Genomic DNA, 13,485 nt, shown 5'->3' on the forward strand with positions numbered 1-13,485 from the left:
AGGTGCAGCCGGACCAATTTCCCTTGCTGTGGGTTTCTGCCGATGAAAAGCAGGTGCGGCTGGTGCGGGGGCGTTCTGGGCGGCATGTATGCCAACCAGATCAGCCTTGTCGCCACGGGCGAAGGCGTGGGCGTCAAAATTGACGGCAAACTGCTCAGTGCTGGGCAAATCGCCATCCAAAGCGATGGCACGCTGACCCACAAAGGCAACACCCAAGGCGATGCCGGGGTTCAGCTCAAAGCCCAAACGCTGGAACAAGCGGGCCAAGTGATCTCTGCACAAACGGTCGACTTGCAAGCCGCGCAGTTGCGCAACTCGGGCACCACCCAAGGCCAGCAGCTGCACATTGCCGTGAGCGAAGACGCCAGCAACAGCGGCCACCTCAAAGCCCTGGACGCAGGCCTGCACATGCAAGTGGGCGGCATCTTGCGCAATGCAAGTGGCGCTGAAATCTTGTCGCAACGCCAGGTGCAGATCAACGCGGCGCAAGTCGTCAACGCCGGTTTGATCGAAGCCAACAAAGTGGCCGTCAAAACCAGCGCCAATGTGACCAACCAAGGCCAAATCAAAGCCCAAGATGGCGGCCTGGTGTTGGACGCGGGCGGCTCGCTGCAGAACCAGAAGAATGCCAGCATCGTCTCGCAAAGCACGGCCCAAGTGATCGCCCAAAGACTGAACAACGATGGGGCGCTGCAAGCCAAAAATCTGAGCATTCAGACCACAGGTGACGCCACCAACAGCGGGCGCATCACAGCCGGTGCGGCTGGCTTGCAAATGCAAATTGGCGGGGCTTTGCGCAACGACAAGGACGGCGTCATCTTGTCGCAAAACGCAGCGCAGCTGAACGCCCTGACGCTGACCAATGCTGGCGACATCATCGCCACCGACAAAACCACCCTCCACGCCACAGAAGTGACCAACAGCGGCGTGATGCGCAGTGAAAGCGCATTAGAAATCAGCCAAGCGCAGAAGCTCGACAACAGCGGCACACTGGCTGCCAAGCTGATCACATTGCAAGCGGCCAGCACGCAAAACAGCGGCAGCATCGAAGCCCAAAGCCTGACCCTGACAGGGGCGGCCCAATCTGCAAGCGCTGCGACCAGCTTGACCAGCCCCACCACGCTGGACAACAGTGGCGTCATGGCCGCTCAAAACATCCGCCTGACTGACATGGCGCAAATCAACAACAGCGGCAAGATCACCACCTGGACAGAAGGCGCGACGACACAAGGCACAAGTCAAGGGCAAGACCTGTTCATCCAGACCCAGCAGCTGAACAACGCCGGTGGCGCTTTGCTGGCCCAGCGTGACATCACGCTGATCACCGAACAACTCGACAACCGCTCGGGCACCATCGGCAACGCTGCAGGCAACATGGCCCTGTCGACCCAAGGCAACCTGGACAACCGCAGCGGCAGCATCGTCCAACAAGGCGCCAGCGCCCAACTGCAGATCACAAGCGGCTTGGCGCTGGACAACAGCAACGGCCACATCGAAGGCCAGGGCCGTGTCCTGCGCATCGAAGCGGGTGACTTGAGCAACAACAGCGGCAAGATTTTGCAAACCGCAGGTACTGACGCCACCTCCGTGCAAGGCACAAGCCCTGTGCAAATACCCGCACAAATGGACCTGCGGATCACCGCCAACTCCCAAGCGAGCACGCCCACGGCCGGGCAACTGCGCAACATCCAGGGCCAAATCAGCAGCAGCGGCAACGTGACCATCCAAGCCCAGTCTGTCATCACCGACCCCGGCGACCCACAGCTGAGCCAGCCCAGCAGCCTGAGCTTCATGGACAAAAGCAAGGCCACCAGCGGCACCGGTACGAGCAACAGCACCCCTTACAACTGGCAAACAGACATTGCTGCTGCAGACAAGGTCACCAAAGCCAAAGCCGCGTTGGATTCAGCCACTGCGACCGCTGCAACGGCCGCCACGACCTTGACGGCGGCCACCCTGGCCGAACAAACAGCCATCGCGCAAAAAACCAGCACGGCAAGTCAGCTGACCGCCGACCAAGCCAAACTGGTGCAAGCCCAAGACAAAGCCAAAGCCGCACAAACCGCAGCAGACGCCGCGCCGCAAGACACCACGCTGGCCAAAGCCGCCAAAGACGCGCAAGACCAGGTGACGCTGGCGCAAGCCCAAGTCAGCGCAGACAAAACGGCAGACCAAAAGGCCGCCACCGCTGTGACCCAAGCCAAAGCGGACGTACTAACTGCCACCACCAACAAAGCCGCTGCAGATGCAGCCCAAGCCGATGCAAAAACCGCCTACGACAGCGCAAGCGCAGAAGTCAAACCCGTGGGCAGCGGCAGCAGCAGCACCTCGGCGCCAGACGTTGCCAAACCCACCGACCTGCAACTGACCACGCCCACAGCCGCACCCGTGACACGCGCACCCTCGGTCATCCAGGCTGCGGGCGACTTGCAAATGACCATCGGCGCCGGTGGCGTTGACAACCGACAAGGCAAGATCCAGGCGCAAAACATCCAGATCACCACCGACGGCAACCTCTGGGCCAACCAAATCAGCGCCCAGAAAACACTGACCATCAGCGCCCAGAACATCGAAGCAGACAGCCTCATCCAGGCCACAGACACCACCCTTCAGGCCAGCCGAGTGCACAACACGGGCCGCATTGAGGGCAGCCAAAGCCTGACTCTCCAGAGCGACCGAATCGACAACACCGGCACCCTGTTCAGCGCGGCCACGCAACTGAAGGGCACAGGTCAGCCTGGCCAGCCCGGCGCATTGGTCCTTGTCAACAGCGGTGCCATACAAGGCACCAACAGCCTGGACATTGCCAGCAGGCAACTGCTCAACGAAGGCACGCTGTCGGGTGGCAACGTCACCCTGAAAGCCACAGCGCAACTGGAAAACCGCACCGTCATCTTCAGCAGCGGCCACATGACCCTGCAAGGCCAAGACATCGTCAACAACCAGGCGCGCATCTACAGCATGGGTGACCTCAAGATCGAAGGCGTACCCACGGGGCAAATTGGCCAAAGCGCAGGCAGCCTGTTCAACTATGCCGGCCGCATCGAAGCGCAAGGCGACATCACCATCGCCGCCGACACCGTCACCAACCGTGCCGTGCTGCCCAGCGTGAACCAGCGCGGTAACGTCGAACACCTGCGCGACGCCAACAACATCACCACCCGAGCGACAGACACCTTCAATGCCGATGGCAAAAAGGCAGAAATCCTCTCGGGCAAAACCCTCAGCATCAAAGCCCAAACCGTGGGCAACGACTACGGCACCCTCTCGGCCTGGCACCAGGTCAAGATCGACGCACACACCCTGAACAACACCTCGTACGGCGCCATTCAGACAGAAAACATGGTCGTCAAAGCGGCCTGCTTTAACTGTCACCAGACCGTGCGCTACGCTGACAGCTGGGGCGGCCTGATTGAAAGCGGCGGCGTGGCCGAGCTCAAAGCCATCGTCCTGAACAACAAAACCACCGACACCCGCGACGGCTTTGCAGGCCTGTCCAACGACCCCCGTGTGGTCATCGTGGACGAACGCTCCGGCACCCAATCGCCCCTGACCAAAGCCTTTGTGGACCGATTTGGCATCGTCAAAGACGCCAACACCAGCGCCACCAGCAACCAGCCGGGCCAGCTGCCCAGCGCCAGGCTGCTCAGCGACAACCTGGTGCTGACCGCCTACGGCCAATTTGACTTCAGCCGCTTCAAGCTGCCCGACGGCAAAACGGGTCTGTTTGAGACCGCGCCAGCCGCATCGCCCTACCTGATCCGTGGGCGCACAGACCTCGTCCCGCTGGAGACGGGCACGCAAAACACCGTCTACAACAAGTTCCTGGGCTCGGACTACCTCATGACCCGGCTTGGGCTGCTGCCTGGGGTGGCCAAACGCCTGGGTGACGCTTGGTATGAAACCCAGCTGGTGCAAGAGCAGCTGTACGCCATGACTGGGCGCAAATACATCGTGGCCGGCACCAGCAGCGACTACGACCTCATGAAAGGCCTGATGGACGCAGGCGTGCTGGCCGGGGCGCAACTGGGCCTGGCTGCAGGCCAAGCCTTGAACGAGCAGCAACAAGCGGCGCTGACGCAAGACATGGTCTGGCCCGAATGGCAAGAAGTGGACGGCCAGCGCGTGCTGGTGCCTAAGGTTTACCTGGCGCACAAGGAACCCGGCAACGACCCGGCCAACACCCCCACAGGCGTGGGCGCGCTCATCGTTGGGCGTGAGGTCAGCATCACCGCCCAAGACGTGCGTCAAGAAGGGGCCGCCATCCAATCGCAGACGCTGCTGAGCATCAACGCCAGCGGGCAAGTCAGCGGCAGCGGCAGCTACAGCGGCGGCACCAGTGTGGCCATCGTGGCCGGCAGCGTGGACCTGAAGAACGCCAGCGTGCAAAGCGCAGGCTGGCTGCAGCTCGAGACTAAGCAAGGCGACTTGAACCTGACGGCCACCCAAATCAGCGCAGCGGGCAACGCCACCGTCAAGAGCGCAGGCGAGCTCAACTTGCTTGCGCAAAAGCACGAAGCGCACGTGGTGCGCCAAGACGGCAGCCGCAAAGACGAAGTCAAGTTTGAGAGCACCAATATCAAAGCCGGCGGCAACTTGACGATGGAAAGCGGCAAGGACCTCACCGTGCAAGGCAGCAAGCTCAGCGCGGGGCAAGACCTCAAGGTGGAATCCACCGGCGGCAGCGTGGACCTGCAAGCGGTGACGAACACAGAAGACGCCACCAACGTGCTTGTGCCCCAAGCCAAGACAGCCGCCACAGCGCAAGCAAACTTGCCAAGCAGTCCATTTGCCCGTTTGCTCAGCCTATTGAAGGCAGCACAGGCCGAGCCTGAACCCCAGCGCATCGACATCCACAGCCAAAACGTACAAGGCGTGCAACTGCAAAGCGGGGGCGCCACACAAGTGCTGGCCGCACAAGACCTCCAGGCAAACGCCTTGCGAGTGCAGGCGGCACAAGAGGCGAAGCTGCAAAGCGGCTCAGCGATGCAACTGCAGAGCGCCCAAGTCAAGGCCAAAGACGTGCTCGCGCAAGCGGGTGGACAGCTTCAGGCGCAAAACTTGGATGTGCAAGGCCAAAGCAGTGTGGACATGAAGGCCGCCAGCGCCCAACTGGACAACAGCCAGCTGCAAAGCGGGGGCGAACTCAAGCTCAAGACCACCCGAGGCGATTTGACACTGCAAGCGAGCGACGTGCAGGCCGCAGGCAACGCCACGCTCCAAAGCGCAGGCGCCATGAACTTGCTGGCCACAGAACACAAAACAGCAACATCCACCACCCACACCACCAGTGACGTGAAAGCCGGTGGCCTCTTGACGCTAGAAAGCACCAAGGACCTCACTGTGCAAGGCAGCAAGCTCAGCGCGGGGCAAGACCTCAAGGTGGAATCCACCGGTGGCAGCGTCAAGCTGCAAGCCCTTAAAAACAGTGAAGACAGCGCCCCGACCAACACCTCAAGTGAGGGCGGGTTTCTAGGATTTCTGCGTTCCCAGCAGAGCACCACGACGCACAAAGAAACCATCGAAGGCGTGCAACTGAGCAGTGGCGGCAACACGCAAGTCAAAGCCCTGGGCAACTTGACTGCGCAAAGCCTCCAACTGAGCGCAGGCGGCGATGCTGCACTGGGCGCAGCAGGGGCGGTGGCCATCACCAGCGAGCAAGCCTACAGCAGCACACAAACCGGCAGCGACGTGCGTCAAAGCCTGCAAACCGAACGCAGCCAGATCGAAGCGGTGGGCAAGGTCACCATTTATGGCGAGCAAGCGATCAAGTTGAGTGCCACTGACGTGAGTGCAGGCGGCAAAGCCCTGGTGCAGTCCAAAGGCGACATAGAGCTGGGCTACAACACCGACACCGAGCAGCACAACTGGACCACCAGCAGCTCCAGCAGCAGCTGGGGCGGGCTCCAAAGCAGCACCACCACGACCAACCACACCACGGTGGACAAAACCGCCGAAGTGAGCAAGGTCAAAGCAGGCCAAGTGCAAGTGCTGGGCAAGAACATCACCAGCTTGGGCGCAGACATCAAGGGTCAAACCCTCGTGCAGGTCGAAGGCGCGGACCAGACCAAGCTGTACGCGGTCAACGAAGAGCACAAGAGCAATGCCGACAGCCGAACCAGCTCCAGCTTCGTTGGCATCAATTACAGCAACAGCCAAAGCAGCGACAGCAGCTTGAACACCACAGCGCTGGCCCCCAAGCTGACCTCGCAAGAGGCGATCAAGCTGGGTGTGGGCACGGTGACCGATGTGCGGGGGGCCATCATGACCGCGCCCAAGATCGACATCGTGCGCAGCGAAGGTGCAGACACCAGCAAAGACGGTGAGCTGATTGTGGGCGTGAGCACCAATACGACAGAGAGCAGCCATACAGAAAAGACGACCACCTTGGGCGTGTGGCAAGCGCAGTCGGGGCAAGGCAGCACCACACAAACGGCCAACCAGAGCGTGATCAACGGCAAGCTGAACATTGGGGCGGGGATCAACACGACGGTGCAGATACCGGAGGGGAACCTCAAGGACCAGATCGCAGCGCTGAGCCAGCAGCCTGGTCTGGGCTACCTCAATGACTTGGCGAGCAACCCCAACATCAAATGGGAACAAGTCAAGCTGGCCCATGACGAATGGAGCTACAGCCAGCAAGGGCTGACGCCTGCGGGGGCGGCGCTGCTGAGCATTGCAGTGGCCGTGGCAAGCGGTGGATCGGCTGCAGGACTGGTGCAATCGTGGGGCTTCACAGGCGCAACAGCCGCAACGATGACGGCAGGCATGACCGCCCTGGCCTCTAGCGCAGCGGTGAGCTTTGTGAACAACGGCGGCGACATCGGCAAGACGCTGAGCGACATGGGCAGCAGCCAAAACGTCAAAAACGTGTTGACGGCCATGGCCACAGCAGGCGTGCTGAACGCCTTAGGCAGCACTACCACGGCCACAGGCCAAACGGGTGCGAACGCACAAGTCATCAGCACAACACAAGCGCTTGACAAGTTCGCAGCCAACCTCACGCAAAACGTGACCAACAACCTGGCCAGCGCGGTGGTGAGCAGCGCCATCAATGGCAAGCCACTCAGCGAAGAGACGCTAAAAACTGCACTGAGCACAGCGTTCATCACGGCGGGCATGGCACAGACGGCCAACAGCATTGGTGCAGCAACAACAGGAGATAACCCCGCACTGAACACGTACACGCAAGCCATGGCGCATGCCCTGGCCGGTTGTGTGGGCGGTGCGGCCAGCACTGGCAACAGCGGCGGATGCGGTGCAGGTGCGGTGGGTGCGGTGGTGGGGGAGTTGACTGCGAAGTTTGCTACTGAAAACAAAATGGATGCAGGTAGTGCACTCAAACTTGCGACCACCATGAGTGCGGCAGCGGGTGCGCTGGTTGGAGGGCCTGACAGTGCGGCTGCGGTGAACGTGGCTTCGCAGATGGGGGCGAATGCGGCGGCAAACAATGCCCTAACGGGAAAACAACAACAAGCCAAAGATTTGTTGAAACAGCAAGCGAAAAATCCACAAGACATTGCGAACATTGATGCAGCATTCAAAGAGTTGGATGCGGTACAAACCAAGGCCCTGGTCAGTGCGACGAATGCTAAAGATGCCTACGCATTGGCAACGACAGCTCAAGAAAAACTACAAGCTTACGAGCAGCTCAAGTCTGCTTATTCAGATTTGGGGGACATTGCAAGTGCGCTGACCAAGCAAGGTGATGGCGCAGGTGCGGCGGTGTATGGCAAAGCGGCATTGACCACTTACTTGACACTTCAAGTGGCGGCCAACGAAGCAGGTCAGCAAGCAACGCCATTGACACCAGCGCAAAGGGATCTGGTTACAAAGCAATTCATTGAGTTGGGAGTTGCATTGGATTCCTCAGACTCTGCTGTTGCCAGATCAGCATTACAAAAGTTGAATTCCATGAGCTCGCCCGCAGTGGCGAAGGTTGGGGGTAGTGGGGCAAATGGGGAATCTGGGAGCGTGATAGCCGCTGATGCCGCAGGAGGAGTCAAGAATCCATTGCTTGCAGATGCGATGCCAAGGAACGGTGATCGGTTGGTATTGAATCAAGGAAATGTTCCTACTTGCGGCGCAAATTCATGCGGTATGGCGTTGGATACGATGGGTAGACCCGTTGATGTTGCAACGTTAATTCAAAGAATTCCACCGACCGCAGAAGGTATCCTCTCGACTGATGTCGCGACCTTGATGAAATCCCAGGGTGTTGATGCGATCGCGCTAGGTAGGCGTAACGTGAGTGATTTGGCACGCTATACAGAAAATGGTACCCCTGTGGTCGTTCGTGTTGCCGATCCAGGTGTAAGTGATTTCTCCCACTTTGTGGTGGTTGATGGAGTTACAACACGAAATGGCGTGCAAGTAGTCGCAATTCGCGATCCACAAGGTGCACAATATTTCAGTCCTGTCGCTACGTTTAACAAGAGCTTCACGGGTGAAGTTATCGTGCCAAAGCCTGCGACAGCACCAGTGCCCCCTAGGAGATAAAAGTGTTGCTAAAAATCCAATTGCCGGACAACCTTGTTGTTCAAGGTTTGCTTGAACAAAAGAACATTCCTTGCTTTTGTCGAGTTAGCGGTAGTTCGTTTGAACTGCTGTTTCAAGACCCTTTGCCCGAGGCTACAGGGGTTGTGGAGGGCTGGACTCAAAGAGTGATCGATGAGCGTGCTGATGCTGGTGCGGGTGGTCAGTATTCGCACTATTGTTTTGGCATGGTTACGCTGACGAAAAAAGGAGAACATGTTTTTGATATCGTGGATCTGTCTTTTTTTAAGAGTTCGATTGGCTGGTGCCCAATTATGGAGGGGGGCGAATTTTCGCCAGCAAGGCAATGGAATGTGCAGGAAGACGAACTTGAATTTGAGGCAAGCTTCAAGAATAAGAAGCTAAATAAAAAACAACAAAAAACTATGGATGCGCTGGCTAAGGCGGGGTTTGCGGATAGGCCGGGTGAAGTGGATTGAAGTGGACCCCAAATTTGGGACAGGTGTTTAAGTGGGTGTCATTTCCAAGTGTCCGCAACAGTTTTCATGTGGAATTGCGACCCCTGTTTTTTCAAAGATTAGCCTCTCGGTGTCATGTCCGACTGTCCGGAACAGTCATATTGCTGAATTTCAAGCCCTGTTTTTTCAAAGATCAGCCTGTCGGGGCTGGTTTTTGATCAGGTTGTTGCACTTTTTTGACTGCGCAGTGCCTGCTCTTTGTGCAAAACCCGACACGCACGCAGGCATTGACCCTGGCCGATGCGGACAGTGCTGTTGGCGTTGGTTTGAAGTCTTGTTTGGGGTGATCTACCTCCTGATCCAGTAGCCACGCATCAACCCCGCCAGGGCTTGCACTGGCTTGACTTCCTTGATCGGCATTTGCCAAATGTCTGTTGGCCTGAGCCCTGCAAAGTGTTCGACTGGCGTGAGCCCGTGCAGGTTTTGGTGAGGCCTGACGTGGTTGTAGAAAACCATGAACTCATCGAGCGCGCCTTGCAGTGCACCCCCACTTGGGATGACGAGTTGCTTGAGCAGCGGCTTGAGCGTTCCGAACAAACGCTCGATCCTGCCGTTTTGCCAAGGGGCGTGTTTCTGGGTAGTTTGGTGCTGGATGCCAACGATCTTCAAGAACGAGTTGAACAGCCAACTGTTCAACACCGCCTCGTTGTCGGTGCGCAGTTTTCGGGGCTTGCCATGCTGGGCAATGGCCAAGCACAAATGCCCCAACATGCTCCAGCTGCACCGCCGGGTGAGCACCTGCAAACGCAGCGCCACGCGTGAACCGTGGTCGATGATGCCAATGGCCGCATGGGTAATGTGCTGCGTGTCGGTGAAGAACGTCATGTCCATGGCCCAGGTGCGATTGACGGTGACAGCGCGGGGCTTGGCCGAACGGATCTGACGGCGCAGATCGGCGATTTCTTGCTGGTGGCGGGCAATCAGATCGGCCACAAAGGTTTTGCCCACACTCACGCCGGGATGCAATCGGTTGAAGGTGCGGGCCACAGCGCGGAACCAGCGCGGGGCATGTGGGCTTTGAGGCGCAAGACTTCAAGGCGCAGCCAGTCGGGTTTGCGGCGGGTGCGAATGTCTGCGCGCAGCGTCACCAGGGCGCAGGCTTTGGGGCGACGGGCGAATACGGCAGAGCGAAGAGGGCGGGCGGGGCGAAACAGACGCCTCAAGAATAGCCATATCTGCCATCCCAAGCCCAAGCCCAAGCCCAAGCCCAAGCCCAAGCCCAAGCCCAAGCCCAAGCCCAAGCCCAAGCCCAAGCCCAAGCCCAAGCCCAAGCCCAAGCCCAAGCCCAAGCCCAAGCCCAAGCCCAAGCCCAAGCCCAAGCCCAAGCCCAAGCCCAAGCCCAAGCCCAAGCCCAAGCCCAAGCCCAAGATTGTCCTGAATATCAAGGCAAAATACGGTAAATATTAGACTTAAATAACTATATGTTGGCGCCCAGCCATTTTCTGATCCGCTATCGCCGCACCATTGCCCAAGCGGCCCTGCTTGTCTATGTTCTGAATCCTTTGCTGGTGACTGCACAGGTCATCGTCAATGCAGGTACGGCCAACGATAGCCGACGCACCTTGCTGCAGGCCGCAGGCAACGCCACGCTCCAAAGCGCATGCGCCATGAACTTGCTGGCCACAGAACAAAAAACCGCAACATCCACCACCCACACCACCAGTGATGTCAAAGCCGGTGGCCTCTTGACGCTGGAAAGCACCAAGGACCTCACCGCGCAAGGCAGCAAGCTCAGCGCGGGGCAAGACCTCAAGGTGGAATCCACACAAGGCAGCGTGGACCTGAAGGCCCTCAAAAACAGTGAAGACAGCACCACGACCAACCCATCGAGTGAGGGCGGGTTTTTAAGATTTCTGCGCACCCAGCAGAGCACAACGACGCACAAAGAAACCATCGAAGGCGTGCAACTGAGCAGTGGCGGCAACACGCAAATCAAAGCCTTGGGCAACTTGAGTGCACAAAGCCTGCAACTGCGTGCAGGCGGCGATGCCGCACTGGGCGCAGCAGGGGCGGTGGCCATCACCAGCGGCCAAGCCTACAGCAGCACGCAAACGGGCAGCGACGTGCGCCAAAGCCTGCAAACCGAACGCAGCCAGATCGAAGCCGGTGGCAAGGTCACCATTTATGGCGAACAAGCAGTCAAGCTCAGCGCGACGGACGTGAACGCCGGCGGCAAAGCCCTGGTGCAGTCCAAAGGCGACATAGAGCTGGGCTACAACACCGACACCGAGCAGCACAACTGGACCACCAGCAGCTCCAGCAGCAGCTGGGGCGGGCTCCAAAGCAGCACCACCACGACCAACCACACCACGGTGGACAAAACCGCCGAAGTAAGCAAGGTCAAAGCAGGCCAAGTGCAAGTGCTGGGCAAGAACATCACCAGCTTGGGCGCAGACATCAAGGGTCAAACCCTCGTGCAGGTCGAAGGCGCGGACCAGACCAAGCTGTACGCGGTCAACGAAGAGCACAAGAGTAATGCCGACAGCCGAACCAGCTCCAGCTTCGTTGGCATCAATTACAGCAACAGCAGCAGCAGCGACAGCAGCTTAAACACCACGGCGCTGGCCCCCAAGCTGACCTCGCAAGAGGCGATCAAGGTGGGAGTAGGCACGGTGACCGATGTGCGGGGGGCCATCATGACCGCGCCCAAGATTGACATCGTGCGCAGCGAAGGTGCAGACACCAGCAAGCCTGGTGAGCTGATTGTGGGCACCAGCAGCAACACGACCACGACCAGCCACACGGAGAAGACCACAACGGCCGGTGTGTGGCAAGCGCAGTCGGGCAACGGCAGCACCACACAAACGGCCAACCAGACGCAAATCAACGGTCAGCTGAACATTGCCAACGGCATCAACACGACGGTGCAGATCCCCGAGGGGAACCTCAAAGACCAGATCGCAGCGCTGAGCCAGCAGCCTGGGTTGGGCTACCTCAAAGACCTGGCGAGCAATCCCAACATCAAATGGGAACAAGTCAAGCTGGCGCACGACCAGTGGAGCTACAGCCAGCAAGGGCTGACGCCTGCGGGGGCGGCGCTGCTGAGCATTGCCATTGCGGTGTACACAGGTGGCATGGGGGCAGAACTGTTGGGCGGCACAGCTGGCACAGCGGCCACGGCCACCACGGCAGCCACGCAAGCTACCTTGATGGGCAGCACCGCATTTGGCGCAGCCGCCAATGCAGGCTTTGCTGCATTGGCGGCAAGTGCGGGTGTGAGCTTCGTGAACAACGGCGGCGACATTGGCAAGACGCTGAGCGACATGGGCAGCAGCCAAAACGTCAAAAACGTGTTGACGGCCATGGCCACAGCAGGCGTGCTGAACGCCTTAGGCAGCACTACCACGGCCACAGGCCAAACGGGTGCGAACGCACAAGTCATCAGCACAACGCAGGCGGTGGACAAGTTCGCGGCCAACCTGATGCAAAACGTGACCAACAACATGGCCAGTGCGGTGGTGAGTAGCGCCATCAACGGCAAGCCGTTGAATGAAGAAACCCTCAGCAGAGCACTGAGCACAGCGCTCATCACGGCTGGCATGGCGCAGACGGCCAACAGCATTGGTGCGGCAACAACAGGCGATAACCCCGCACTGAACGCCTACACGCAAGCCATGGCGCATGCCCTGGCAGGATGCGTGGGCGGTGCGGCCACTACCGGCAACAGCGGCGGATGCAGCGCAGGCGCAGTGGGTGCGGTGGTGGGTGAGTTGAGTGCCAAGTTTGCGATGGAAAACGGCATGAATGGCGCAGGCGCATTGAAGCTGGCGACCACCATGAGTGCGGCCGCTGGTGCGCTTGTTGGAGGACCTGACAGTGCAGCTGCGGTGAATGTGGCTTCGCAGATGGGAGCGAATGCGGCGCAGAACAATTATTTGACTCACGCGCAGGCCGATGCAAAGAAGGCCGCTCTTGAAAAGGCAAAAACGGAGCAAGACAAAGCCAACATCATTGCCGCCTATGACCAACTGGACTTCAAACAAAACAAAGAGGCCGTAGCCTGCTTGATCGGCAGGGAATGCAGTAGCGTATTTTTGAAGGATTCCATAGCAACAACCTATGCTGAGTTGAGCGCAGTGTGTGCGCCACCCAATCCACCGAACTTAAGATATAATTATTGACGCAACTCATTGATTTAATTGAAGTTTTTCTTATTTTCTCTCGCCGCAACATGACAACCACCATGGTAAGAAAATATAGGGTTAACCCTTGGGTCATCGCCTCTTGATGACCTGACCTCTGTCTTTGCCAAGCTGGGTCAGTTCATACACAGCACCGCCTTTGCAGATTTGGCCCGAGGTGCCCAGTCCACCGCCTTTGTTCGCCAACGCAAACTGCCCCTGCCTTGTCTCGTGGGCGCTTTGCTCAGCCAACGCTCTCAATCTCAGCAGCTGATGCTGGACTCGTTTTTCGCCAGCTTGGCCGGTCACCCAAGATCGGACGAGCACACTTTAACTCCAGTCGAACAGTG

General features: G+C 58.8%; 6 protein-coding genes. 4 read left to right on the plus strand and 2 right to left on the minus strand.

The annotated features are described in order from the left end of the window. The first annotated feature begins 42 nt into the window (after positions 1-42). Both AMM33_RS21395 and AMM33_RS22275 read left to right on the plus strand, forming a co-directional pair. A complete protein-coding gene (locus tag AMM33_RS21395) occupies positions 43-8,499 on the plus strand; it encodes a hemagglutinin repeat-containing protein (RefSeq protein ID WP_090143243.1) in 8,457 nt (2,818 codons plus the stop codon). Positions 8,500-8,501: 2 nt separating this feature from the next. Beyond that, the gene (locus tag AMM33_RS22275; RefSeq protein ID WP_194945674.1) at positions 8,502-8,975 is read left to right on the plus strand and encodes a hypothetical protein; all 474 of its coding nucleotides are present in this window, start codon (positions 8,502-8,504) and stop codon (positions 8,973-8,975) included. 327 nt (positions 8,976-9,302) lie between these two features. Here the strand turns inward: AMM33_RS22275 and AMM33_RS21405 are convergent, their stop codons facing one another. After that, positions 9,303-10,001: an integrase core domain-containing protein gene (locus tag AMM33_RS21405; RefSeq protein ID WP_194945675.1), complete on the minus strand. Its 699-nt coding sequence runs from the start codon at positions 9,999-10,001 to the stop codon at positions 9,303-9,305. After that, positions 9,965-10,381: a hypothetical protein gene (locus AMM33_RS22280; protein ID WP_194945676.1), complete on the minus strand. Its 417-nt coding sequence runs from the start codon at positions 10,379-10,381 to the stop codon at positions 9,965-9,967. The genes AMM33_RS21405 and AMM33_RS22280 overlap by 37 nt, the downstream gene beginning before the upstream one ends. Before the next feature lie 54 nt (positions 10,382-10,435). On the opposite strand from AMM33_RS22280, the gene AMM33_RS21415 reads away from it, so the two are divergent. Continuing rightward, on the plus strand, positions 10,436-13,135 hold the full coding sequence (locus AMM33_RS21415; RefSeq protein ID WP_090143245.1) for a DUF637 domain-containing protein: 2,700 nt from the start codon (positions 10,436-10,438) through the stop codon (positions 13,133-13,135). A gap of 168 nt (positions 13,136-13,303) precedes the next feature. Continuing rightward, on the plus strand, positions 13,304-13,485 hold a 182-nt coding region (locus tag AMM33_RS22635), incomplete at its 3' end, for a hypothetical protein (RefSeq protein WP_228768303.1).

This window comes from Limnohabitans sp. DM1 (genome assembly GCF_001269385.1).
Taxonomy (GTDB): Bacteria; Pseudomonadota; Gammaproteobacteria; order Burkholderiales; family Burkholderiaceae_C; genus Limnohabitans_A.